This is a genomic window from Stenotrophomonas sp. SI-NJAU-1, from assembly GCF_020883215.1.
GTDB classification, from domain to species: Bacteria; Pseudomonadota; Gammaproteobacteria; order Xanthomonadales; family Xanthomonadaceae; genus Stenotrophomonas; species Stenotrophomonas indicatrix.
In genome coordinates this window covers 3,151,798-3,175,125 of record NZ_CP086598.1, presented here as the reverse complement: position 1 = coordinate 3,175,125, position 23,328 = coordinate 3,151,798, and the positions used below count along the sequence as shown (strand labels likewise).

Sequence of the window (23,328 nt, the reverse complement as noted above, 5' to 3'; positions counted from 1 at the left end):
GCAGGGGCAGGCAGTGGCAGCAGGACAACGACAGGATGGGCGGCGATGACCGCAGCGTGGTGGCGATCTGTGCTCCATTGGCTGTCGCAGCTGACCGGGCAGGCCCCGGCACGCCTGGCCGCAGCCCCCCGCCAGGCCGTGGCGGCCGCGGCGGCCAGCCTGCAGGGCGACGCCTTGCCGGCGGCCGAGGTCGCCGCCCACCTGCAGCGCGGACTGCACGCGCTGGCCCTGTATCCGCGCTTGGCAGGCGAACCGGCGGCGGTCAGCGCATCGGGTCTGGCCGAAGCGGTGGACCGCGCGCTGCAGGACCGCGACTGGGCTACCCGGCAGCTGCCGCGGCGACCGCAACTGCTGCCGCAGCTGATCCAGACGGTCAATGACGACGTTGCATCGGCGCGGGTGATGGCGGCGATCATCGGCCAGGATCCGGTGCTGACCGGCAACCTGCTGCGGATCGCCAACAGCCCGGCCTACAAGGTGCACGAGCGGCCCGTGGAAAGCCTGCAGCGGGCGGTGACCCTGGTCGGCACCGAAGGGGTGCGGCAGATCATCAGCGCCGTGCTGGTGCAGCCGGTGATGCAGGTGCAGTGCGAGGTGTTCCCGCAGTTCAGTTCGATCATATGGGAGCACGCGCTGCTGGCGTCGCGCGCGGCTGCCGACCACGCCCGCACGGTCACCTTCGGCGATGCCTTCGCCGCGCAATGGCTGGGCCTGGTGCAGGGCCTGGGCGCGGCGCTGGTCATGCGTCAACTGCTGCAGGAAGCACAGGTGCGTGGCGAAGAAGTGGAGCCCGCGCTGGCCCTGCAGTTGCTGCAGCAGTGGTCACTGCCGTTGGCGCAGCGGGTGGCAGCAGCGTGGGAACTGCCCGAACCGGTGCATCAGGCCTTGGCGCCTGATGCAGACGGTCCGCTGGCCGACAGCCTGCGCCTGGCCAGCGCCGCTGCGGCGGCCAGCCTGCTGTGCCGGCACGGGCATGCCAGCCAGGGCCGCATGCTGGCCTTGCTGGAACAATTGCCGGCAGCGCCGCCACACGCGCTGCGCTGGATCTGGCGGCGCCTGCATGGGCGCAATGTGGAAACCCTGGACGAAAGCCTGCGCGGCGATGGCGAGGGGAACGCCCCCTGATCGTTACAGCTGGGATTCCAGCGGCAACCAGCTGATCACCCGTGCCGTCCAGCGCTTGCCGAGGCTGCTGCCGGGCTCGGCATCGACCCAGTGCGGCGGCGGCTCGCGCTGCAGCCAGCGCAGCTCATCATCGGCGCCGAGCGCAAGCCACCAGCTGTGTTCCGGGCTGGCCAGGCGCTGGTATTCCGCGCGCAGCTGTGCGCCCAGCGCCGGGTCGTCGAACAGCACGCCCATCTCGGTGTTGAGATAGGCCGAACGCGGATCGAGGTTGAACGATCCGACGAACCCGCGCCGGTCGTCGACCAGCAATGCCTTGGTGTGCAGGCTGGCGCCGCTGCTGCCGAACAGGCTGCCGTCACCGGCCTGGCCGTTCGCCTTCAGTTCGTACAGCTGTACGCCGGCCTTCAGCAGCGGCACCCGGTAGCCCATGTAGCCACCGTGCACGGCAGCCACATCGTTGGCCGCCAGTGAGTTGGTCACCACGCCGACCTGGGCGCCGCGGCCGGCCATCGCCGAAAGGCCGTCCAGCCCTTCGCTGCCGGGGACGAAGTACGGCGAGATCAACAGTGCCTTGTAGCGCGTCGACTGCAGTTGCCGGACCAGTTCGGTGACCAGCCAGTCATCGTGTGCATCGTCGTGGTGCTTCATCGGTGGATCGGACACGATCCGTACCTGCGCACTCCAATGCAGCGGCTCCGGGCTGGGGCGCTGGCGCAGGCGCGACTCGACCACGCGCTGCACGTACGGCTGCGCCTGCGCCTGCAGGGCCTCCCGGTCGGACTGGCGTACCAGCTGGCGCAGCTGCGCCTCGGTGTAGGTCGCCAGCGCCGAGATCGGAATCGCCGCGTCGCTGTTCCAGTAGTCGTCGAAGATCTGGTTGGCCTGCTGCACGGCCGGGCCGGCCACCACCAGGTCCAGGTCCTGGAAATTCACGTCGCTGCGCGCGCTGAAGTATTCCTCGCCGATGTTGCGGCCACCCACGATCGCGATGCGGCCATCGGCGATCCAGCTCTTGTTGTGCATGCGGTGGTTCACGCTGAAGGCGCGTTGCACCAGCTCCAGCGTGCGGGCCAGGCCGCTGCGGTTGCGGAACGGGTTGTACAGGCGAAGCTCGATGTTGGGATGCGCATCGAGCGCCATCATCAACGCATCCTTGTCCTTGGCATTCATGTCATCAAGCAGGATGCGCACGCGCACGCCACGTTCGGCAGCGTCGTACAGCGCCTTGGCCATCAAGTGGCCGATCAGGTCGTCGTGCCAGATGTAGTACTGCAGGTCCAGGCTGCGGCCGGCGTGCTCGGTGATCATCGCGCGGGCAGCGAACGCATCCATGCCATCGCTGAGGAAGGCGACGCCAGACTGCCCGGGATGGGCGGCCTGCAGGGGCATCATCTGCCGATCGATGGGCGTCTGCGCAGGTTGCAGTGGCAGTACCTGCGACGCTTCGCCGCGCGCCTGCGGGGCCAGGTGGTCGGCCAGCAGCAGGCCGGACAGCACCAGCAGAAGCAGGGCGGCGATGATGATCGCGGCCACGCGCAGCAGGCGTCGCCATAGGGGTTTGCGCAGACTCATGGCGCCGATGGTAGATCCTGGCTACGCATGGAGGTAGACCCACGCCTCCGCTTGGATGAACTGCCACCCCGGTAGATCCACGCCACGCGTGGATGAGCTGTCACCGGTAGGTCCACGCCATGCGTGGATGAAGCGCCAACGGTAGATCCACGCCATGCGCGGATGAAGCACCGTGACTCAGAACCGCTCGTCGCTGCCCAGGTACCGCCACTGGCCCACGGCCAGCGGGCCCAGCGCCACCCGGCCAATGCGCAGGCGGCGTACGGCCACGACCTGCAGGCCGGCAGCCGTCACCGCAGTCCTCAGTCCCTTCGCGGTCAGTCCCTTGCCTGCAAAACGCAGGCGCTGCTCGCTCTGCCAGCTGACCTTCGGGCCGCCTGCTTCATGCTGCAGCCGGGCCATCAGCCACGGGCCACGTTCCGGGCCGCCTTCAGCCACTTCGACCAGGTACTCCTGTTCGGTGCGGCCCAGGTTGCGCTGCAGGTGCGCGAGCACCGCCGGATCCTGGCTGACCACCACCAGCCCGTTGTCGTCGGCCGGCAGCGAGGATGCCAGCTGCAGGCCGTGGAAGTGCCGTTGCAGCGGACGGATGTCACTGGCATCCAGTTCGCTGCGGGTCTCGGTACGGATCAGCGCGCACAGGGCATCGGCTGGCACGCCCGCCGGTTTGTGCAGCAGCATGCTGGCGCGCTCGGCCTTGCTGTCGCTGGCCTGCTCGGCCACCACGATGCTGGCGCTCTCGTCCACCGGGCGCTGCGGCTGTTCCACCACTTCACCATCGACGCTGACCCAGCCGCCCTCGATATAGCGCCGCGCTTCACCACGCGGGATGCCGAGCAGGGCGGACAGGCGTTTGTCGAGTCGGGTCGGTTCCATGGCGAAAGGTCGGGCAGGGGGCGCGCAGTGTAGCCGCTACGCCGGCTCAGCGCTGGCCGCGGTTGGCCAGCTCGGTCAGGTACAGGCGGGTATCGAACTCCAGCTGCAGGTAATCCGGCTCCATGTGCTGGCACAGCTGGTAGAAGGCCTTGTTGTGGTCGGCCTCCTTCAGATGGGCCAGTTCGTGCACCACGATCATGCGCAGGAAGGCGGCTGGTGCCTGCCGGAACACGGTGGCGATGCGGATCTCGCGGCTGGCCTTGAGCCGGCCGCCGTGTACACGGGAAATGGCGGTGTGGGTGCCCAAGGCATGCTTGATGACCTCCAGCGTGTTGTCGTAGCAGACCTTGTTGAGCGGCACCGACTTGCGCAGGTAGCGGTCCTTCATGTCCTGGGTGTAGTCGTACAGCTGGCGGTCGCTGCGCACCTCATGCGGGTCGGGGTAGCGCTGCTGCAGCCAGGGGCCGAGCTTGCCCTGTGCCAGCAGATCGCTGACCTGGGCGACCAGGGGTTCGGGGTAGCCGATGAGGTACTTCAGGACAGCCATGCAGGGGCGTCGGCGCGTCGGTAGAATGGGGCATCCAGATTACACGCGGTACGTATCGACCATGGCAAAGCCCAACGCGCTGCAGGAACAATTGCTCAAGGCCGGCCTGGCCAAGAAGTCGCAGGCCAGTGCCGCCGCGCGTGAACAGGCCAAGGCCCGCCAGGGCAAGGCCGAGTCGACGTCGGCGGAGGTCCAGCGTGAAGCTGAACGCGCGCGCGCCGAGAAGATCGAGCGTGACCGTGCGCTCGCTGCCGAGCGCAACGCGCAGGCCAAGCAGGCTGAGCGCAAGGCGCAGGCCAGGCAGATCATCAGCGCCCACGCCGTGCCGCACAAGGGCGAGGACGAGTACCGCTTCAGCGATGGCGCGGTGATCCGCACCCTGTTGATCGATACCAAGCTGCGCAAGGCACTGTCGGTGGGCGTGCTGGTCATCGTGGCCCATGGCGATGGCTACGCGGTGCTGCCACGCGCGGCAGCGGAGAAGGTGCGTGAACGCGCCCCGGAAGCCATCATCGTCGACCATGGCACGCCCGGCTCCAGCGCCGAGATCTCCACCGGCAACGCCGAGGACGACGCCTACTACGCACAGTTCCAGGTCCCCGACGACCTGGTCTGGTAAGAAGAAGGGGACGGAGGGGATTACGTCGTTTCTGCCACAAACGACGTAATCCCCTCCGTCCCTTTTTCTGCTCAGGTTGCTGAAGCGCTGCGGACGCAGATGCCTTTTCCGTGGGTGTATTGTCCCCATATCAGCCGACACACCTGCGGAGGATGGCCATGGCTACCGGTTGGGCCGGAGATGGCGCGGTCCAAGACCAGATCGACGCCACCGTCGACGATGCGATTGCCCGCGCGCGGCGCCAGCTGCGCCAGGGCCCGGGTCTGGAACACTGTGAGGAATGCGACGCGCCGATTCCCTTGGCGCGGCGTCAGGCAGTGCCTGGCGTACGGCTGTGCGTGAACTGTCAGCAGGCGCACGACGAAGAGGAACAGGCGCAGAGTGGCTACAACCGCCGAGGCAGCAAGGACAGCCAACTGCGGTAAGGGTGTTTGGCAGGGCTGCGCCCTGCACCCGCGGTAGTGCCGGCCGCTGGCCGGCAACCTTGAGAGCAACAGCAACAGCAACAGCAACAGCAACAGCAACAGCAAGAGCAACAGCAACAGCAGCAGCGGCATTCCGTGGGATGGCGGGGCGGTGTCGGATTGCGGGGACGCCGTGAATCCATCCCTGGAGGCTTGGCCGCGGCATCCATGCCGCGGACACCCCGCAATCCGACACCGCCCCACCTCTGGCAGTTTCCTGATGTCTGTTGGATCCACGTTGCGCGTGGATGAATTCCGATGGAAATCGAATATTTCGATATTGGATCGAAGAGCATCCACGCGTGGGGTGGATCTACGTGTCGACCAAGGTCGACACCTACCAACAGCAGCCGGGAATTATCGAAGGCGGGGCACTGTGGGTTTGCGGGGTGTGAGCGGCATGGATGCCGCGACCAAGCCTCCAGGGATGGATTCACGGCGTCCCCGCACACCCACAGTGCCCCGCCATCCCACGGAATGCCGGCTTTTGACGTTGACGTTGACGTTGCCTTGGTTTGAAGGCCTCTGCGGGTGCAGGGCGCAGCCCTGCCGAACACCCCCTCAGCCGTCGCCCTGGATGCCGCCGGGCGCCTGCGTCGGGTCGCGCCAGCGCCGCACCGTGCGCTGGAAGAACAGGTTGTTCGGCAGCTGCAGCACCGTGCCCTCGTGGCCGTTGCCGGTTTCCTGCAGCGTGGTGTAGATCAGGTTGACGTCGATCACCCGGCCCTTCAGCCCGGGCTTTTCGCCGTTCTCGAGCACTTCGATGTAGTCATGCAGGCGGAACGGTCGCGTGGTGAAGATCAGCAGCGTGCAGAAGATGTTGGACAGCACGCTCCAGGCCGCGAAGAACGCCACCGCGCCCACCGCAGCGAAACCGGTGAAGGCCGTCCACAGCACCGAGGGCGATGCACCGAGCAGGCTGAGGATGTACAGCACCGCGCTGAAATAGACCACGAAGCTGGTGATCCGGCGCGCGCCCATCACCATTTCCGGCGGCAGCGTGTAGTGGTCGGCGAAGCGGCGGATCAGGCGCCGCGCCAGCACCCGCAGCAGCCAGGCGGCGAGCAGGGTGATCAGGATCTGCAGGGCGATCCCGATGTCATGCAGCCAGGGGTGGGTCCAGGCGGGCAGGTGGTCCTTCAGCGACAACATCATGGGGCGACAACGTGTGACGGAAACGGGGCTTGATGTTACCCGGCGCGTGTCGTCGTTTCGACCGCCTGTGCCCAGGCAAGGCAGACAAGGTCCTGTTTGTGCTGCTGCAGGCAGGCGCGGCCGCTTTCGGCACGCCAGTGCAGGGAAACGTCGAACGCCTGCAGCAGCATGCAGGCCGCTATCGCCAGCAGGGCGGCGCAGGAAGGGCTGGACATGGGAGGCTCCTGGCCGGGCAGGCCTGCGGGGGACCTGTGATGGATGCAGCCAGGCGCGAAAAGGTTGCAACGGAAAAGCCCTCCGGAAGATCTAAACCTTTTTCCGGCAGGCCGCATCCAACGGATATGCTCGACACCACCATGCCCGCGCCGCCTGCCGCCAACGACGTCGTCGACGAAACCGCCTTGGTACGTGCAGCGGCGGCCGGCGATACCGCTGCCTATGAACAGCTGTATCGGCAGCATGCGCCGCGGGTGTTTGCCACCCTGTGGCGGCTGTGTGGCGGGCAGCAGGCGCGTGCCGAGGATGCACTGCAGGAAGCGTTCCTGCAGGCATGGAAGGCACTGCCCGGCTTCCGTTTCGAGAGCAGCCTGTCGACCTGGCTGCATCGGTTGGGAGTGAACGCCGCGCTGATGGAACTGCGCGGTCGTGCCGCCGGGCATGACCATGACAGCCTGGACGACGTGGACGGTGGGCTGCCGGAGATGGCGGTGCATGACGGCTGCGCCGGCACCGAACGCGACCTGGAACGCGCGTTGGCGACCCTGCCGCCGCGCGCACGTGCGGTACTGGTGCTGCACGATATCGAAGGCTGGAAACACCATGAAATCGCCGGCCAGCTGCAGATGGCGGTCGGCAGTTCCAAAGCACAGCTGCATCGCGCGCGCGGCCTGCTGCGCGCGCGCCTGGGAGACATGACATGAGTACGCACGACCCCGATCACGACCTGCTGGCGCGCCTGCGCGCCCTTCCCGCGGAACGCAGCGCACCGGCCGATGGCTGGGAACGCCTGTCGGCGCGGTTGCCACCCCGCGAGCCGGTTGCCGTGCAGGCGCCGTTGGACAACGTGGTGGCCTTGCCACTGCGCACCCGTCGACGCTGGTGGCTGCCGGTTGGCGCGGCGTTGGCAGCCAGCCTCGCGCTCTACGCGGTGGCGCCGTGGCGGCACGCGCCCGAGTCGCTGCCTGCACCCAGCGGCCTGCAGCTGCAGGCCGATGCGATGACCGAACAGTACCGGCAGGCAGTGGCGTCGCTGCCTGATGGCACTGCGCCGGAGTGGCAGCCCGCGCTGCATGAACTGGATCGCAGCGCGGAACAGATCCGCGCCGCGATGGCGCAGGACCCGCGTGCGCCGCACCTGCTTGGACAGCTCAAGCGGACCTATGCGCTGCGGCTCGAACTGACCCGGCAGGCGGCCCAGGCCGCCTCCGGTCTGACAACCTGAGGAGACCCCCCGATGCGAACCCTTTTCCCTCTCTGCGCGGCCCTGCTGCTGGTGCCCGCCATGGCGCTGGCCGATACACGCGTCGATGAACGCCACAATGTTGCTGCAGGCGGCCGCATCGAACTGAGCAACGTCGCTGGCAAGGTGACCGTACGCGGCTGGGACCGCAATGACGTGCAGCTCACCGGCACGCTCAGCGACGGCCTGCAGCTGCGCCAGGAAAAGAGTGCCAACCGGGTGCGCTGGGAAATCGAGTATCCGCGACGCGGCAACAATGGCGGCGCCACCTTGACCCTCAACGTGCCGCGCTCGGTGGAGCTGCTGCTGAGCACGGTCAGTGCCGACCAGGACATCAGTGGCGTGGACGTGCGGCGGCTGCAGGCAGATACCGTCAGCGGTAACCTTGCCGCCGCCGGTCGTAGTGGCGACAGCGTGCTCAACACGGTCAGCGGCAATGTCACTGCGCGGTTGCAGACCCCGCGGCTGGACGTGAACACCGTCAGCGGCCGGATCGAGGCCGGCGGGGGCGTTTCCGGGGAGATCGGGGCGCAGACGGTGTCTGGCCGGGTAGGCGTCGATGCTGGTCGCATCCAGCGCCTGGTGGTGGAGACGGTATCCGGAGGCATCGACCTGTCGGCGACGGCCCTGGCGCCAGGCGGGCGCATCAACGTCGAGTCGGTCAGTGCCTCGGTCAGCCTGCGCCTGCCGCGCACGGTGTCGGCGCAGCTGTCAGTGAACAGCTTCAGCGGGTCGATCAACAGCGACGCCGGCAAGGTGGAGCGGCCGCGCTATGGGCCGGGCAGCAGCCTGGATGCGCGGCTGGGCAGCGGCGACGGCGATATCCGCGTGCAGTCGCACTCGGGTAGTGTGCAGGTGCGCCTGGACCGCTGAGCGCGGCCCGGCAGGCCGCGGCGGCAGCGCCGCCGCGGTCGGGGGAGGGTCAGCTGGCTTTCTTCAGCGCCCAGGTGGTACCGAGAACTTCAATCTTGCCACCGCTCTTGCGGAACGCGGCCAGGTCGGAAGCGATCGAGTCGCTGTTGACCACGGTGCTGGCGGATGCGCCCTTGCGTTCGCTGCGGATGCTGTTGCTGGCCTTCGCGGGGGTCTTTGCCTTGCGGGGCATGGTTGCTCCTGTCAGGTGGAAGGGGAGGAAAGCGCGCAGGATTCAGCCTGGCGCAGGTAGTCCTGCCGCTCGCGGCGGCAGTCGTCGCCGCCCATCGAAAACTGGCGGCAGATCGCCGGGCGCTGCGAATAGATCGTGCAGCGCAGGTGATACGGATCGATCGCCGCGCACCAGCCTTCCTCGTTGCGCGCCATCACGGCACGGCCGTGTGCATCGCGCGACAGGAACTGGCCGGGCACGTGGTCGCCGGGCTGCAGCAGGACCGGCAACCGGCAACAGACCGCGTCACAACGGCGGCAGTCGATGGGTGCTGGTTCAGCGTCAGGTTGTACGGCCACAGGGGCCTGGCGGGTGCCCAAAGCGGGTCTCGATGGCGGCTCGGGTAATACGCGGACCATGATCGAGCCAGAGGGCATGGTCGCCAGACCCGCTGGGCGGGTCAGGCTGCACCATGGGTACACACACCGGCGAGGCCAGCGGAAGGTGCAGCGGTTTTCCAGCCGGCCAAGGGTAGCTCAGACCGCGTAACGTTTTGTTAATCCCGGCTGGCTGCCGCCAGCGCGAGGCCCTGGACGACCCCCAGCGAGGGCTCGCCGTGCACCATCCGGGCGCCCGGGAACGCCTCGGCAGCGGCCTGCCGCAGGTAGCCGGCGCGGGACATGCCGCCGGTCAGGAACACCGCGTCAGGGTCGCCGCCGATGTCGCTGCGGACCTGCGCCAGCAGTTCGCGGATCTGGGTCAGGTAGCCATGGGCGGCGGCGGCCAGGCCGTCGGCGCTGTTGTCCACGTGCAGGTCGCGGGCGATGTAATCCAGCGTGCTGCGGTGTTCGCTGGCACCGCTGAGGGCGATCTTGGCGCGCTCGACATCGCGGTACAGGCGGGCTGTGTTGCCGGTGTCCTGCAGCGCCTGCAGGCGCGCGCCCCACGGCGCGTCGACGTTGTCGTAGTTGTGCTGGCGGAACTCGCGCTGGCGGGTCATGTCCTGCACGGTGGCCGCTTCCACGTAGTGGTGGGTGGGCACGCGGGTGATGCCGCGGCCGAACAGCGGCATGTAGCCGGACAGGCTCAGGGCCAGGTCGATATCGGTGCCGCCGCGGGCAATACCCCAGGCACGGTGGATGCGCGGGGCCTGGCTGCCGCCCACTTCGGCGTGCGCGATATCGGTGGTGCCGCCGCCGATATCGACGATCACCGCCTGATGGCGATCGCGGCTTTCAGCGTGGTAATGCATCGCTGCGGCGGCAGGCTCTTCAAGGAAATCGATGTGGTCGAAGCCGGCCTGGCTGGCCGCTTCGCGCAGGATGTCCAGGGCCTGGTCGTTGCCGGCCTCACCGATCGAGCTGCGGAACTGCACCGGGCGGCCGAGCAGGGCGCTGCGCAGCGGCTGGCCGAGCTGGGCGCTGGCGGTCAAGCGGATGTGTTCGAGGATGTGCGCGGCAATGCCGGTGATGGTCTGCCGCGCGCGTGGGTGCAGGTTGTAGCCGAGCATGGACTTCGGGCTCTGCACGAGGTTGCCTTCGTGCTCCTCGAAATACGCTTCCAGCGCGTCGTCGCCATAGACGGCGTTCTGCAGCAGATCGCTGGCGCTGCGTTCCTTTCCGGCGCGAGCCTCCATCCATTCCCGGCGCAGGGCGCGCAGTGCCTCGCGGCGCAGGGCCTGTGGCGTGCGCTCCTGGCCAGCGGCGCGGGCTGCACGGGCGGCGCTGTCGATCAGCTGCTGCAGTTCGTGTTCCTGCGCGGCGTCGAGCTGGAAATCGTCCGGGTCGGGCACCACGCCGGGGAAGTACACGCTGGTGCGGAACTGCTCGGCCTCGCCGAAGCGGATCGGCAGCAGCTTCCCATCACGCACGATGGCGGCGGCGGAGTTGCTGGTACCGAAGTCGATGCCGAGGCGCATGGGGAGGTCCGGGGACGATCAGGGGCCGCGCACTCTGCTGGAGTTTGCCGCGCGCTGCAAGTTCCGGTGCCTGCCTCGGGCGGGGTGGGGCGAGGTCCGGTCCGGACCGACGTCGGAAAATGAATGAAAAGGCCGGGCGGTTACAATGGCCGCTGTTGATTCATTTTGAGGTACTTGCAATGTCTTCTGTTCCCGCCTGCCCGCAGTGCACCCTGGAAAACACCTATGCCGATGGCGCGCTGTGGATCTGCGCCGACTGCGGCTTCGAGTGGACGGCCGAAGAAGGTACCGGTTCGACCCTGGTCGTGCGTGACAGCAACGGCAATACCCTGCAGACCGGCGACACCGTCACCGTGATCAAGGACCTGAAGGTCAAGGGCTCCTCAATCCCGCTCAAGCAGGGCACCGTGATCCGCAACATCCGCCTCGTCGAAGACGATGCCGAGCACATCGAGGGCAACTCGGACAAGATCAAGGGCCTGGTGCTGAAGACCTGCTTCCTCAAGAAGGCCTGATCGCGGCTCAGCGCTTGGCCTGCTGCGCCCGCCAGCGGGCCAGGCTGTCCAGCTTGGCCTGGTAGCGTGCCTGCTGCGTTGAACCGCCCAGTTCCTGCGCCCGCAGCAGTTCGCGGTCTGCACGCTGCAGCCGGCCCGTCAGGAAATACACCCGCGCCAGGCCGAAGTGGAACTGGTGCGCGGTGTCGTACAGGCGCACCGCCCGCCGGTAGTACGTGATCGCCTTGTCCAGGTCGCCAGCGCGTTCGGCCTGGGCACCCTGCATGTACTGCGCGAACGGGTCCTCGCGCTGCACCGACTGCAGCTTCTTCTGCATGGCTTCCGCCTGCGCCGTCATGCCCAGCTTGCGATAGAGCGCACTGGCGTTGTTCAGCGCTGCACTCTGGCGTCCGTCCAGGCGCAACGCCGTGTCCAGCGCCGTGCGGGCCGCCTGGTCATCGCCCAGGCGGTTGTCGAGCACGCCGATGTTGTTCCATGTCGAGGCGAACTCCGGGTCCTGCGCCAGCGCGGCATCGAAGAAGGCACGTGCTCCGCTCAGGTCGCCATCGGCCAGCTGCTCCGCGCCCCGGTTGTTGTAGTAGTGCGCCAGCGCCCGTTCGCGGCCAATCGGTTGCGGCCCGTGGCGGTCGTACAGCACGTTGCGGTCCAGGTCGACCGTACCGTAGCGGCCACCGACATCCACGCCGGCGTTGACGTGCCCGACGTTGTAGACAACGCCCTGGTCCTGGTCCTGGTACCACGACACCACCTGGCCGACTTCCTGCACCCGCGCCTGGATGCCGGCCTCACGGGCCAGGGTGACAAACAGCAGGGTGAAGGCGAGGCAGTTGGCGCGCTGGTGCTGCCAGATCTCGCTGACGGTGTAGGTCGCATCGGCGTCGTACTGCAGGTCCAGGCCGTGCTGGCTGAAGATCATCTCCACCAGCGCCTGCAGGCGCTGGTCGCGCGAGTAGCTGCGGCTGATCACCTGCTTCTGCAGCATCTCGCGCATCGCCGGCGGGATCGCGAGCACCTGTTCGGGTGTCGGCACGCTGGCTGCGGTGACCTTTACGGTGGAGATGGTCGGGATGGCGGGCGCAGCGGCTGGAGCATCCTGCGCGGACAGGGCTGGCGCGCCGAGCGCGAGCAGTGGCAGGAGAAAGCATCGGGCGGCAAGACGGCGCATGACGGTTTCCGGCAGCGGCGGGCGCTCCCGCCTGCGGCCAGTGTAGACCCGCGCGTGGCGGTCCGCATCCACCGGCGATCGGCGCTGCGCTTCGTCCACAGCCGGTGTGGACCAGCACGCGACAAACCTGTGGACAACTGTCCTGCGCCCTTGCCCGGCACGGGATGTGAGTGGCTGGTGAAAAAACAGCCAGCTTGCCCGGCGGTGCCAAGGGCGGGATCATCCCTGCATGGACTTCGCCCCGCTGACTCTCGCTCCCGCGCATTGGCAGGCACTGCAGGATGCCTATGCGACGCCACCGCGCGCCTACCACCACTTCGGCCATGTGCGCGCGGTGCTGCAGCATTGCCAGGAGGTGGCTGCAGGTCCGGGCTGGCAGCAGCCGGCCGAGGTCTATCTGGCAGTGCTGTACCACGATGCGATCTACCAGGCCGGCCGCAAGGACAACGAGGCCAGGTCGGCCGCGCTGGCCCTGCAGGCGATCGCGGACTGGCCCGAGCTCGCATCAGTCGATGCCGGCCGGGTCGAGCAGTTGATCCTGCTCACCGCCCACCATGGCGAGCTGGGCCCGGCCGATGTCGATGCCGAAGCGGCACTGTTCCTCGACTGCGACATGGCGATCCTGGCGGCACCCGAGGAGGTGTTTGCCGCGTATGACCGCGGCGTGGCCGAAGAGTACAAAGGCGTGGTGCCGGGCTTTCTGTACCGCGCCGGACGCCGCCGCTTCCTGCAGGGGCTGCTGCGCGCGCCGCGGATCTTCCTCAGCGACTTTTTCGACCAGCAGCTTGATGCCGCCGCGCGAGCCAACCTGCGCCGCCAACTGGGCGCCTGAGCGCGCCGCTACACTACCCACCTGCCATTGCGTGGTGTTGTTTGCAGCCGTGACCGTCTCTGATACTCCTGCCGATCCCCGTCCGCTGCCCCCGGAAGAACCCGGCCCCAACGAATGCTGCGGCAGTGGCTGCCCGTTGTGCGTGCTCGACCTGTACACCGAGGAGCTGCAGCGTTACCGCAAGGCGCTGGCTGAGTGGCAGGCCCGGCATCCGGACGCTGGCCCATGACGCGGGCCCGTCCGGCCGCGACGCTGGCGCTGGTGGCACTGCTGTTGTTCGTGGCGACCGCGTTGTGGACGCAGTTCGCGCGGGCCGATCTGGATTGGGTGAAGGCCACCTTGAGCCTGTACCTGCATGGGCCGTGGGGCCTGGCGCTACGCAGCGCCTACTGCCTGCTGGCACTGGCCATCGCCGTGCTCGGCATCGCGTTGTATCGGCACAGCGTGGGGCCGCGGCGCAGCGCAGCGGCACCGCTGTTGTTCTGCGTGGCGGCCGTTGGCCTGGCCACCGTCGCCATCGGTGACAGCTGGCTACCCGCGGCAACGCCGTTGCTGGCGCCGTTGATCCACGGCCTGGCCGCCAATACCGCCTTCCTGTGCGCCAGCGTCGGCATGCTGCTGCAGGCCTGGTACCTGCGCCGCGAGCCGGGCTGGCGGGGCAGTGCGGCGCTGTTGTGGGGCTGGGCATGGCTGGCCTTCGTGCTGCTGTGGGTACACGTGCTGTGGCGCGGTGGCCCACCGCGTGGGCTGGGGCAGAAACTGGTGATCGCGGTGATCGTCGGCTGGCTGCTGTGGTTGGCGCTGGCGCTGTATCGCCGCGGGCGTGCCGCCGGCACCCGCTGAATCAACCACCTGCCCGATTGCAGGGCGCCTGTACCGGTACGTGCCGTGCACGCAGCAGCGGCGTATCGTGTGCGCATTCCAACGGGATGCGAAACGATGCGTGCAGGGCTGGGCAGGGCGATGGGACTGGTGTTGGCGCTGGCGGCGATGCCAGCGGTGGCGTCAGTGCAGCAGGTCAGCCATGGACGTTTCGATCAGGTGCCGGTGCATGTTCCGGCCGGGGCACCGCAACGGGTAGTGATCTGGTTCCATGACGGCGCCGATGCCGATGACAGCCGCATGCCGATTGAAGCGCTGCGCGCCGATGGTGCATTGGTCGCATCGGTGGATGTGGCCCACCTGCGCGGCGTGCTCAAGCGCGAAGGCAACAGCAGCTGCGCGTTCGGCGCGGGCGATGTCGAGAATTTCTCGCGTTGGGTACAGGCGTTCCTGCATCTGCCGGGGTATCACCTGCCGTTGGTCGGCGGCAGCGGCGAAGGCGCCGAACTGGCCTATGCGCTGGCAGCGCAGGCCGACACCCAGGTCTTTGCCGGCCTGCTGACCTCGGGATTCTGCCCGGCACATGTGCACGAGCGCATGGTCTGCGGTGATGGCGTGAAGCACGACCGCCTGCAGCCCAGCGAACTGAATTTCCCGTGGTTGAACGCGGCCGGCGCGCCGGGGTGTTCGACCAACAGCGCTGGCCCGTTCGTGCAGCAGGTTGCCATGGCGCGTGAATTCAAGCGCACCGCCGCTGGCGATGCGACACCGGGGCTGGTGGCCGCCGCGCGGGTGATCGGCGCACAGGCCGGGGTCGCGCTGGCACCGCCGCCGGATGCCCTGAAGGGGCTGCCGGTAGTGGAAGTGCCGGCGCAGGGCAGCGGTGACACCTTGGCGGTGTTCGTTTCCGGCGATGGCGGCTGGGCCGGCCTGGACAAGGACGTGGCCGGCGCCCTGGCCGAACATGGCGTGGCGGTGGTTGGCATCGATTCGCTGCGTTATTTCTGGAGCGAACGCACGCCGCAGGGATTCGCTGTCGATCTGCAGAAGATCATCGGCCACTACCGCCAGCAATGGCAGCGCGACAAGGTGATGCTGATCGGTTTCTCGCAGGGCGCCGACGTGCTGCCGGCCACCATCAACCAGCTGGATGCAGGCACCCGCGCCGGCCTCGAGCGCATCGTGCTGCTGTCGGTGGGCAGGAACGCCGACTTTGAATTCCATGTCAGCAACTGGCTGGGCGGCGGTGGCGGCGGCCTGCCGATCGCGCCGGAAGTGGCGAAGCTGCCGGCGGCCAGGACCCTGTGCGTGTACGGCGACAAGGACGAGGATGCGCTGTGCCCCGATCTGCCGGGCAACGACGGCGTGCACAAGGTCAAGTTGCCGGGTGACCATCACTTCGGCGGTGACTACGATCGCCTGGCCGAGGTGATCCTCAAGGGCGGCGCGTAAGCGGCCTCATGGGACCACCGCCGGGCATGGCCCGGCGCTACCCGTGCAGACGATCCATCAGGTAGCGCCGGGCCATGCCCGGCGGATCGGGGCGTCAGTTGCGCCGCGGGTCCAGCGAGATCAGCCGCGTGGCATCCAGCAGTGCAGCCGGCAGGTGCATGCCGCCGGGCGCGGCCAGGTAGCGCGGTCGCCACTGCGGATCGAACTTCGACTTGAACCTGCGCAGGCCGCTGAAGCCATAGAAGCGCTCGCCGTGTCGTGCGAGCAGGCCGGCCAAGCGGTTCCAGCGACCGGCCAGGCGGTGCTGGGCCAGGCCGGACAGCGGTGCCATGCCCAGCGAGAACCGTGCATAGCCCTGCGCGCGGCCCCACAGGAACAACTCGATGAACAGGAAATCCATCGTGCCCTTCGGCGCGTCGCTGACGTGGCGCATCAGATCCACTGACAGTTCGGCGCCTGCCGGTGCCTGCCACAGGTTGGCAAAGGCCACGATCCGACCTTCAGCTTCGACCAGGGCGATCGGGAAACGCACGAGATAGTCCGGGTCGTAGCTGCCCAGCGAGAAGCCTTTCTCGTCGCCTGACTTGTCCTCCAGCCAGGCGCTGGAAATCGCATGCAGGCGTGGCAGCAGGGCAGGGATCTCTTCCGCCGGTGCTACGCGGAACGACAGCCCGCCGCGCTTGCCGCGGTTCCAGGCTTGCCGCAGGTCGGCACGCTCGCGGCCTTCCAGGCCGAAGTCGTGCAGCGGCACCATGGCCTCTTCGCCCAGCTTGACCAGGCCCAGGCCGAGATCGAGATAGGTCTGCCAATACGCCTCACCCACCTGGTAGAACACCGGGCGCAGTCCGAGCCGGTCGGCTTCTTCGCGGAAGCGCCAGATCAGTGCGCGCGCCACCTCCGGTGGCCCAACCGGATCGCCCATCGCGATCAGCGAGCCGCCGTAGCGCTGCATCATCACAAAGCCCTTGTGCTGCTCATCGCGCAGCACCGCCTTGTCGGCAGTCAGCACCAGGCAGGCCTGGGTGTCGGTGGCGCCGGCCAGCACCGGTGCCAGCGCCTGCAGGGTTGCGTCGTCGGCAGGCGGCAGCGGGCTGCGCGTGCTGTGCAGCAGCCGCGCCAGGCCGAACATCACCAGCGCCATCGCCACCAGCAGCAGTGCACGCAGCGCGCGCGGCGCATTGCCGGACACGGCGAACTGCCACCACAGCTCGTTCTGGTATTCGACGTGGCTGTAAGTGAAGAACAGCAGCCACGTCACCGCCACCAGCACCAGGCCGAGGTTGCGCAGCCATGGCCACGACCAGGCTTCGTCCAGCAGCGCGCCCTGGCGATAGAACTCGCGCCGCGCCGCCCACAGCGCCATCGCCACCAGCAGTGCCGACAAGGCGATCAGCGGTTGGCCACCGCGCAGCCAGATCGGCAGCGGCGCGATCACGCAGATCGCCATCGCCAGCATCCAGGCCGCGTGGCTGCGGCGGGCCAGGCCCTGGCCGATCAGCAACAGGGCGACGCCGGCCAGGCTGCCGATCAGGTGCGAGGTTTCCAGGATCGGCAGCGAGGCATTGATCAGGTGCCGTCGCGGTGTGGGCAGGGTGCCGTCGATGACCAGCGCGGCACCGACACTGAAGGCGGCCAGCGCGATGATCTGCGGCAACCACGGACGCAGCGCGTACCAGCCGGCGCGGGTGGCACCTGCGCTGGCCTGCAGCGGCTGCCGCAGCGCGGGCGCCAGGGCCAGCACGGTGGCCAGCAGCAGCGGCAGCACGTAGTAGCTGACGCGGTAGATCAATGCCGCCGCCAGTACTGCAGCCGGCGCCACCTGCGGCAGCAGCTTCAGCAGGCTCCACTCGAACACGCCCAGGCCGGCCGGCACCGTCGACACCAGGCCGGCCAGCACGGCCACCAGATACAGGCCGACGAAACCGGGCAGGCCGGTCGGCGTGGAATCGGGCAGCAGCACATAGAAGGCGGCACTGGCCAGGACCAGTTCGATCACGCTCAACACGGTGACCCCGAGCATGGTGCGCCGGTCGGGCAGCCACAGGCCATGGCCGAAGATGCGGAACTGGCGACCGTTGCGGCCGACCAGGACGAAGGTGGCCGCATAGGCGAGCAGCGCGACGATGCCGACCACGCGCACCGCGCCGGGGTCCAGCGGCAGCGCAAGCGCGGCCGCGGCCGGCTCCATGCACAGGGCAACGCCGATCAGCAGCCACGCGCCGAAGATGAAGCCGAGCGTGCTCATCAGCACCACCTGGCCGATCTGCGCCAGGTCCAGGCCGGCACTGCGGTAGCCGCGCAGGCGCACTGCGCCGCCGGTGAGGGCGGCAAAGCCCACGGTCTGGCCCAGGGTGTGGGCGAGGAAGGCGGTGATGCCGATCCGTGCCGGGTGCACGCGGATACCACTGCGGCGCAGGCCGATCGCATCGAAGCCGATCAGGCAGGCGTAGCTGGCCAGGCCGAGCAGCACGGTCAGCGCGATCTGCGCAGTGCTGAGCTCGCGGAAGGCCTGGCGGATGGCGCGGTAGCCATGCTCGTCGAATTCGCCGGCCAGCCCATGCAGGGCCAGCGCGAGGATCAGCAGCGGGACGACGATGGTGACGACCCGCTTCCAGGTCGGTGTGGAAGGGGAGGCAGTGGAATCGGTGGGTGCGGTCATCGGCGCAAGGGTGCGTCAGAAAGGGCGAGGGCGGTGTCAACGCAGGCGTGGCGCATCGTGCGCCTGTCCACGCCGTTTGACCAGCACTGCCGCTGTGCTGGTGGTGGCGGTATCCAGTGGCCGCACCGGGCACACACTTCCAACGCCGGCTGGGTGAGAATGCAGTCCAGACCACCCGCAGGAGCCACGCCCATGATGGAGCGTTACGACGTCGGACCGCGCATGTCCGAGATGACCGTGTACAACAAGGTCGCCTACCTTTCCGGCCAGATTCCGGAAGACACCAGCCAGGACATCACCGGCCAGACCCGGCAGGTGCTGGCCGAGATCGACAAGCTGCTGGCGCTGGTGGCCAGTGACCGCCAGCACGTGCTGCGTGCGGAGATCTTCCTGGCCGACATGGCCGATTTCGAGGGCATGAACAAGGCGTGGGACGAGTGGGTGGTGGAGGGCGCGACCCCGGCCCGTGCCACGGTTGAAGCCAAGCTTGCGCACGCCGAGTGGAAGGTCGAGATCATCGTTACGGCGGCAGTGCCGTAATGACCGGACAGGGGTCAGATCCTTTTTCCTCCGGAAAAGGGATCTGACCCCGTTTGCCGGGGGGCTGACGCTGCAACATCCGTTACAGCTGCGGCTGCAGTCGTGTGCTTGCCTGCGTGCACAAGGCCAGGCAGGCCAGCATCAGGCCTTCCATGACCCGGTCGCCGACGTACTCCTCCGGCGCGCCGTTCTGCCGGGTGCGTTCGGCGGCCAGCAGGACCTCCTGCACCACGCGCAGCCCGGCCAGCGCGCAATCGGCATCGGCCAGCGCCATGCACCGGCTGGGAAGTTGATGCCGCTCCGGCCACGGCTGACCGTCAGCGGCGGCGCCGGTACCGATGCGCCGCAGGGTCGCAACCAGCGTGGTGGGATCAAGCGCTGGCGACGGTTCCGTGTCCTCGTCGGCGTCTGCCGGGCCGAGGTAGGCGTGCAGATGGGGGAAATCTGATGCGTTCATGGCAAGGCTCCGTGCAGGACAGACGGTAGCCGCCACTCAAAGGTGGCGGACGGAGACGTGGCTCGAAAACCGGTGTCGAACGCTCCGGCTGGCCCGAAGGCCCCCACGCCCCGCCCGCCATGACCGGCAGACGGATTGCCAGCCGGCGCCACGCAAGGTGACGCCGGCTGGCAAGCGTAAACAACGTTCGACAAAGCGGGTTTTCGAAGCCCGGCCACCTTTTTTCGGTGGCTCATCATCTGTAAACCTGCTGCTGCGCAATGCCAATCAGACGAGTTGCATTGCTCGCACCATCAAGACGCTTTCAGCATTTTTGCATGCTGTTGAAGGGCCTCAAGCGCAGCTGGCGCAGGGGGGCGCGAATGATCGAGCAATCTGCGACAGACATCCTGATTCGGCAGTTGCCAGCGTGCACGGTAAAGGTCGATTGCGACGAGGGTTCATGACATCGGACAGATAGTGCGGACCAAGGTCCGCACCCACCAACACCCCAGCCATGGCATTGCAGTTGCTCGACCGTCCGCCACGGATATCTGTCGGGGGCTGGTGGGCGGGGGCAAGCGGGACCGTTGGCGCCATGGGCCAGGCGCATGCGCCTGGCGGGTTGGGCAGGACGCCCAACCCAGGTCTTGCCGTGTGCGCAGGATAGCGCACACGAGCAAGGCGCCATCGAGCCCCCATGGATGGGTTTACGGCGTGTCCCGCTTGCCCCCGCCCACCCGCCCAGATCCTGAAACCCAGGCAGCCGATGCTCCCAGCTGTTGCTGTTGCTGTTGCTCTCAGCGCAACGCGACGCCGCGGCGTCGCAAAAAAAAACCTACACCAACACCAGCTCGATGCAATCCACCGGGCACGGTGGAATACACAACTCGCACCCCGTGCACAGATCGGCAATCACCGTGTGCATGTACTTCGCCCCGCCGACGATCGCATCCACCGGGCACGCCTGTATGCACTTGGTGCAACCGATGCAGTCAGCCTCCACGATCAACGCCACCTGCGGCGGCTTGTGCTCGCCCCGGCTGCGATCGAACGGCAACGCCGGCACCCCCAGCACCTGCGCCAACGCCCGCGCACCGGCATCGCCGCCGGGCGGACAACGATCCACGCCCGCCTCGCCCCGCGCCATCGCCTGCGCATACGGGCGACAGCCGTCGTAACCGCATTGCCCGCATTGGGTCTGCGGCAGCAAGCGGTCCAGGCGTTCGGTCAGGGGCGGAATCAGGCTCATGCGTGGCGAAGGCTGCGCGTTGGGTTACTTCACGGGTTTGCCGCGGTACCAGCGCTCGTGCGCCAGGGCCAGCATCGGGCGATCCTCCGCGCTGTCACCGTAGGCATGGATGCGTGTGTAACGTGACAGGTCGAACTGGCGGCGGATGTGCTCGACCTTGCGCGGACCACAATCGCCACCGGCGTAGCGGCCGGTCAGGCGTCCGCTTTCGCTTTCCAGCCGATTGCAGATCAGCTGCAGGCCCAGTTGTTCGCACCACGGCCGCAGGTACAGGTCCAGTGAACCGGACACCACCACCACGGTGTGCTGCTGCTCCTTGTGCCAACGGATCTGCTCCAGCATTTCCGGGCGCACGACATCGGGCAGGAACTCGCGGGAAAAGCCCGCAGCCAGCGTCTCGATGTCATCGGCGTGGCGCTCGCTGAAGGTCAACCGGGTCACCCGTGCGCGGATGCGCTCGGCGGAGATCAGTTTCAGCTTGTAGGCCAGCAGCCACGGGCCGACTTTCCACCAGGCCTGTGCCAGCTGTTCGGCGGTGGCGACCCGGCGCAGGAAGCGGCCATAGGTGTCGCAGGTGGTGACAGTGTGGTCGAAGTCGAACAGCGCCAGTTCCAACGCAGCATCTCCCATCACGGTACCTCCCTTCGCGGTGCTCATGACCGGGCGCGGCCAGGGCCGCGCCCGTACTGCATCAACGAACCGGCATGCCCGGCTGCGCGCCGCTGTCGGCGTCCAGCAGCGCCAGCGCGCCGCCATCGAAACCGGCCGACAGGATCATGCCTTCGCTCAGGCCGAAGCGCATCTTGCGCGGTGCCAGGTTGGCGATGAACACCACGCTGCGGCCGACCAGCGCTTCCGGCTCGCCGTAGCTCGCGCGGATGCCGGAGAAGATCTGGCGCTTGCCGAGGTCGCCGGCATCCAGTTCGAAACGCAGCAGCTTGTCCGAGCCTTCCACGAACTCGCACACCAGCACCTTGCCGATGCGCAGGTCGAGCTTGGCGAAGTCGTCGATGCCGATGTAGGCCGGCGCGTCGGCGCTCTTTGCTTCTTCCTTGGCCACCACCGGTGCGGCGGGCTTGCTTGCTTCAACCTTGGCAGCGGGGGCGGCGGCGGTCAGGGTGTCCTTGGAGGCGTCGATCATGGCGTCAATCTTCTTCGGGTCGATACGGGTGAACAGCGGGGTGTAGTCGGTGATGCGGTGGCCCAGCAGCGGCTGCGCCAGCTCGGTCCAGTCATTCACCGGCGCGGCCAGGAAGGCCTCGGCCTGCGCCGCGGTGGCCGGCAGCACCGGCTTCAGGGCGGTGACCAGTACGCGGAACAGGTTCAGGCCCTGGCTGCAGACCGCCTGCAGCTGCGCGTCGGCGCCTTCCTGCTTGGCGATCACCCACGGCTTGACGTCGTCGATGTAGCGGTTGGCTTCATCGGCCAGGGTCATGGTCAGACGGATTGCCGCGGCCGGGTCGTTGCGCTCGTATGCCTCACGGATCGGCGCCAGGCCATCGACGAAGCGCTGGTACTGCGCCGCGTCGGGCAGCTGCGCGGCCAACTGGCCATCGAAGCGCTTGCTGATGAAACCGGCGCAGCGGCTGGCGAGGTTGACGAACTTGCCGACCAGATCGGCGTTGACGCGCGCGATGAAGTCGCCCAGGTTCAGGTCGAGGTCGTCGACGCCACCACCGGACTTGGCGGCGAAGTAGTAACGCAGTGCCTCCGGCTCCAGGCCGGCATCGAGGAACGTACGCGCCATCACGAAGGTGCCGCGCGACTTGCTCATCTTCGCGCCATCGACGGTCAGGTAGCCGTTGACGTGCAGGCGGGTCGGCGCGCGGTGGCCGGTGCCGTGCAGCACCGCCGGCCAGAACAGGCCATGGAAATTGACGATGTCCTTGCCGAGGAAATGATGCAGCTCGGTGCTGGTGCCGGCGCGCAGGTGCGCTTCGAAGTCCTCGCCGATCCTGCTGCACAGGGTCTGGAAACTGGACAGGTAGCCGATCGGCGCGTCCAGCCAGACGTAGAAATACTTGCCCGGCTGGCCGGGAATCTCGAAACCGAAGTACGGTGCATCGCGCGAGATGTCCCACGCACGCAGGCCGCCTTCGGCGTTGAGCCATTCACCCAGCTTGGCCTTCACGCCCGGCAGGGCGACATCGCCGGCCAGCCAGTCGCGCAGGAAGCCGTCGAAGTGGCCGACCTCGAAGAAGAAGTGCTCCGAATCGCGCATTTCCGGGGTTGCCCCGGAGATCACCGAGCGCGGCTCCTTCAGGTCGGTCGGCGCATAGGTGGCGCCGCAGACCTCGCAGTTGTCGCCGTACTGGTCGGCGCTGCCGCAGTTCGGGCAGATGCCCTTGACGTAGCGGTCGGGCAGGAACATGCCCTTGGCCGGGTCGTAGAACTGCGCCACCGAACGGCGGCTTATGTGGCCGGCCGCTTCCAGCTTCAGGTAGAACGCTTCGGTCAGCGCCTTGTTGGCGGCGGAGTTGGTCGAGTCGTAATGGTCGAAGGCGACGCCGAAAGCGGCGAAATCGCGCTCGTGGCTGGCCTGGATGTTGGCGATGAAGGTTTCCGGGGTGACCCCGGCCTTTTCCGCAGCCAGCATGATCGGCGTGCCGTGGGTGTCGTCGGCGCACACGAACCAGGCCTTGCCGCCACTCATTCGACGCGCCCGCACCCAGATGTCAGCCTGGATGTAGCCGACCAGGTGGCCCAGGTGCAGCGGGCCGTTGGCGTAGGGCAGGGCGGTGGTGACGAGCGCGGTACGGGTCATGGTCACGGGGTGCAGCCAGGGGGAACCGGGGATTATCGCATGCCCGCAACGCGGTGACCCGGCCGGAGCCGG

26 protein-coding genes are annotated in these 23,328 nt (G+C 67.8%); 12 read left to right on the top strand and 14 right to left on the bottom strand.

All coding sequences use genetic code 11. The features are described 5' to 3' along the window. Window positions 1-45: 45 nt before the first annotated feature. Window positions 46-1,125: an HDOD domain-containing protein gene (locus LMF57_RS14605; protein WP_117310993.1), complete on the top strand. Its 1,080-nt coding sequence runs from the start codon at window positions 46-48 to the stop codon at window positions 1,123-1,125. 3 nt (window positions 1,126-1,128) lie between these two features. Here the strand turns inward: LMF57_RS14605 and LMF57_RS14600 are convergent, their stop codons facing one another. The 3 genes from LMF57_RS14600 to LMF57_RS14590 all read right to left on the bottom strand — a co-directional run bounded on the left by LMF57_RS14600 (window position 1,129) and on the right by LMF57_RS14590 (window position 4,120). Next, the gene (locus tag LMF57_RS14600) at window positions 1,129-2,697 is read right to left on the bottom strand and encodes a phospholipase D family protein (RefSeq protein ID WP_229290101.1); all 1,569 of its coding nucleotides are present in this window, start codon (window positions 2,695-2,697) and stop codon (window positions 1,129-1,131) included. A 177-nt stretch (window positions 2,698-2,874) separates the two neighbouring features. Then, window positions 2,875-3,573 (bottom strand): RNA pseudouridine synthase, encoded by a 699-nt coding sequence (locus tag LMF57_RS14595; RefSeq protein ID WP_025879164.1) that lies wholly within the window; start codon window positions 3,571-3,573, stop codon window positions 2,875-2,877. A 46-nt stretch (window positions 3,574-3,619) separates the two neighbouring features. Beyond that, window positions 3,620-4,120 (bottom strand): M48 family metallopeptidase, encoded by a 501-nt coding sequence (locus LMF57_RS14590; RefSeq protein WP_229290100.1) that lies wholly within the window; start codon window positions 4,118-4,120, stop codon window positions 3,620-3,622. Window positions 4,121-4,181: 61 nt separating this feature from the next. Here LMF57_RS14590 and LMF57_RS14585 point away from each other — a divergent pair, with 61 nt between their 5' ends. Both LMF57_RS14585 and LMF57_RS14580 read left to right on the top strand, forming a co-directional pair. Next, window positions 4,182-4,739: a DUF2058 domain-containing protein gene (locus LMF57_RS14585; RefSeq protein WP_033831722.1), complete on the top strand. Its 558-nt coding sequence runs from the start codon at window positions 4,182-4,184 to the stop codon at window positions 4,737-4,739. 158 nt (window positions 4,740-4,897) lie between these two features. Further along, window positions 4,898-5,164 (top strand): DksA/TraR family C4-type zinc finger protein, encoded by a 267-nt coding sequence (locus tag LMF57_RS14580; protein WP_025879161.1) that lies wholly within the window; start codon window positions 4,898-4,900, stop codon window positions 5,162-5,164. A 600-nt stretch (window positions 5,165-5,764) separates the two neighbouring features. On the opposite strand, the gene LMF57_RS14575 is transcribed toward LMF57_RS14580, so the two are convergent. Then, the gene (locus LMF57_RS14575; protein WP_025879067.1) at window positions 5,765-6,358 is read right to left on the bottom strand and encodes a mechanosensitive ion channel family protein; all 594 of its coding nucleotides are present in this window, start codon (window positions 6,356-6,358) and stop codon (window positions 5,765-5,767) included. A gap of 35 nt (window positions 6,359-6,393) precedes the next feature. After that, window positions 6,394-6,573 carry a hypothetical protein gene (locus tag LMF57_RS14570; protein ID WP_117310988.1) on the bottom strand — a complete coding sequence of 60 codons (180 nt, stop codon included), beginning with the start codon at window positions 6,571-6,573 and terminating at the stop codon, window positions 6,394-6,396. Window positions 6,574-6,699: 126 nt separating this feature from the next. Between LMF57_RS14570 and LMF57_RS14565 the strand changes: the two genes are divergently transcribed. The 3 genes from LMF57_RS14565 to LMF57_RS14555 are packed head-to-tail and all read left to right on the top strand — an operon-like array spanning window position 6,700 to window position 8,690. After that, on the top strand, window positions 6,700-7,278 hold the full coding sequence (locus tag LMF57_RS14565) for an RNA polymerase sigma factor (RefSeq protein WP_032977116.1): 579 nt from the start codon (window positions 6,700-6,702) through the stop codon (window positions 7,276-7,278). Further along, window positions 7,275-7,799, top strand: a complete 525-nt coding sequence (locus LMF57_RS14560) for a hypothetical protein (RefSeq protein ID WP_117310987.1) — start codon at window positions 7,275-7,277, stop codon at window positions 7,797-7,799. The genes LMF57_RS14565 and LMF57_RS14560 overlap by 4 nt, the downstream gene beginning before the upstream one ends. A 12-nt stretch (window positions 7,800-7,811) precedes the next feature. Continuing rightward, window positions 7,812-8,690 (top strand): DUF4097 family beta strand repeat-containing protein, encoded by an 879-nt coding sequence (locus LMF57_RS14555; protein WP_032977119.1) that lies wholly within the window; start codon window positions 7,812-7,814, stop codon window positions 8,688-8,690. Window positions 8,691-8,739: 49 nt separating this feature from the next. Here LMF57_RS14555 and LMF57_RS14550 read toward each other — a convergent pair whose 3' ends face one another. The 3 genes from LMF57_RS14550 to LMF57_RS14540 form a co-directional block, all read right to left on the bottom strand. Next, complete coding sequence (locus LMF57_RS14550) at window positions 8,740-8,922, bottom strand: hypothetical protein (RefSeq protein WP_025879072.1); 183 nt, start codon at window positions 8,920-8,922, stop codon at window positions 8,740-8,742. Window positions 8,923-8,933: 11 nt separating this feature from the next. Beyond that, window positions 8,934-9,182, bottom strand: a complete 249-nt coding sequence (locus LMF57_RS14545; RefSeq protein ID WP_229291395.1) for a YkgJ family cysteine cluster protein — start codon at window positions 9,180-9,182, stop codon at window positions 8,934-8,936. 275 nt (window positions 9,183-9,457) lie between these two features. Then, complete coding sequence (locus LMF57_RS14540; RefSeq protein WP_229290099.1) at window positions 9,458-10,819, bottom strand: Hsp70 family protein; 1,362 nt, start codon at window positions 10,817-10,819, stop codon at window positions 9,458-9,460. Between the two features lie 179 nt (window positions 10,820-10,998). On the opposite strand from LMF57_RS14540, the gene LMF57_RS14535 reads away from it, so the two are divergent. After that, the gene (locus LMF57_RS14535) at window positions 10,999-11,334 is read left to right on the top strand and encodes a zinc ribbon domain-containing protein YjdM (protein WP_025879075.1); all 336 of its coding nucleotides are present in this window, start codon (window positions 10,999-11,001) and stop codon (window positions 11,332-11,334) included. Window positions 11,335-11,341: 7 nt separating this feature from the next. Here the strand turns inward: LMF57_RS14535 and LMF57_RS14530 are convergent, their stop codons facing one another. Beyond that, on the bottom strand, window positions 11,342-12,499 hold the full coding sequence (locus LMF57_RS14530) for a transglutaminase domain-containing protein (RefSeq protein ID WP_099784996.1): 1,158 nt from the start codon (window positions 12,497-12,499) through the stop codon (window positions 11,342-11,344). A 229-nt stretch (window positions 12,500-12,728) separates the two neighbouring features. Between LMF57_RS14530 and LMF57_RS14525 the strand changes: the two genes are divergently transcribed. The 4 genes from LMF57_RS14525 to LMF57_RS14510 all read left to right on the top strand — a co-directional run bounded on the left by LMF57_RS14525 (window position 12,729) and on the right by LMF57_RS14510 (window position 15,605). Further along, window positions 12,729-13,331, top strand: coding sequence for a hypothetical protein (locus LMF57_RS14525; RefSeq protein ID WP_117310983.1), 603 nt, complete (start codon window positions 12,729-12,731; stop codon window positions 13,329-13,331). A 49-nt stretch (window positions 13,332-13,380) separates the two neighbouring features. Continuing rightward, the gene (locus LMF57_RS14520; protein ID WP_099844378.1) at window positions 13,381-13,560 is read left to right on the top strand and encodes an oxidoreductase-like domain-containing protein; all 180 of its coding nucleotides are present in this window, start codon (window positions 13,381-13,383) and stop codon (window positions 13,558-13,560) included. Further along, complete coding sequence (locus tag LMF57_RS14515; RefSeq protein ID WP_049467943.1) at window positions 13,557-14,174, top strand: DUF998 domain-containing protein; 618 nt, start codon at window positions 13,557-13,559, stop codon at window positions 14,172-14,174. The genes LMF57_RS14520 and LMF57_RS14515 overlap by 4 nt, the downstream gene beginning before the upstream one ends. Before the next feature lie 96 nt (window positions 14,175-14,270). Then, a complete protein-coding gene (locus LMF57_RS14510; protein WP_324255942.1) occupies window positions 14,271-15,605 on the top strand; it encodes an AcvB/VirJ family lysyl-phosphatidylglycerol hydrolase in 1,335 nt (444 codons plus the stop codon). A gap of 94 nt (window positions 15,606-15,699) precedes the next feature. Here LMF57_RS14510 and mprF read toward each other — a convergent pair whose 3' ends face one another. Beyond that, entirely contained in the window at window positions 15,700-18,264 is a 2,565-nt protein-coding gene (gene mprF / locus LMF57_RS14505; protein ID WP_229290098.1) for a bifunctional lysylphosphatidylglycerol flippase/synthetase MprF, read from the bottom strand. Between the two features lie 192 nt (window positions 18,265-18,456). Between mprF and LMF57_RS14500 the strand changes: the two genes are divergently transcribed. Next, complete coding sequence (locus LMF57_RS14500; protein ID WP_025879081.1) at window positions 18,457-18,804, top strand: RidA family protein; 348 nt, start codon at window positions 18,457-18,459, stop codon at window positions 18,802-18,804. Between the two features lie 82 nt (window positions 18,805-18,886). Here LMF57_RS14500 and LMF57_RS14495 read toward each other — a convergent pair whose 3' ends face one another. From LMF57_RS14495 to metG, 4 genes are all read right to left on the bottom strand, one after another. Further along, window positions 18,887-19,261 (bottom strand): hypothetical protein, encoded by a 375-nt coding sequence (locus tag LMF57_RS14495; protein WP_025879082.1) that lies wholly within the window; start codon window positions 19,259-19,261, stop codon window positions 18,887-18,889. A gap of 817 nt (window positions 19,262-20,078) precedes the next feature. Continuing rightward, window positions 20,079-20,492, bottom strand: a complete 414-nt coding sequence (rnfB, locus tag LMF57_RS14490) for an Rnf electron transport complex subunit RnfB (RefSeq protein WP_032952130.1) — start codon at window positions 20,490-20,492, stop codon at window positions 20,079-20,081. Between the two features lie 24 nt (window positions 20,493-20,516). Further along, on the bottom strand, window positions 20,517-21,107 hold the full coding sequence (locus LMF57_RS14485; protein ID WP_208082409.1) for an HAD family hydrolase: 591 nt from the start codon (window positions 21,105-21,107) through the stop codon (window positions 20,517-20,519). A 76-nt stretch (window positions 21,108-21,183) separates the two neighbouring features. After that, window positions 21,184-23,256: a methionine--tRNA ligase gene (gene metG / locus LMF57_RS14480; RefSeq protein ID WP_208082908.1), complete on the bottom strand. Its 2,073-nt coding sequence runs from the start codon at window positions 23,254-23,256 to the stop codon at window positions 21,184-21,186. Window positions 23,257-23,328: the final 72 nt, after the last annotated feature.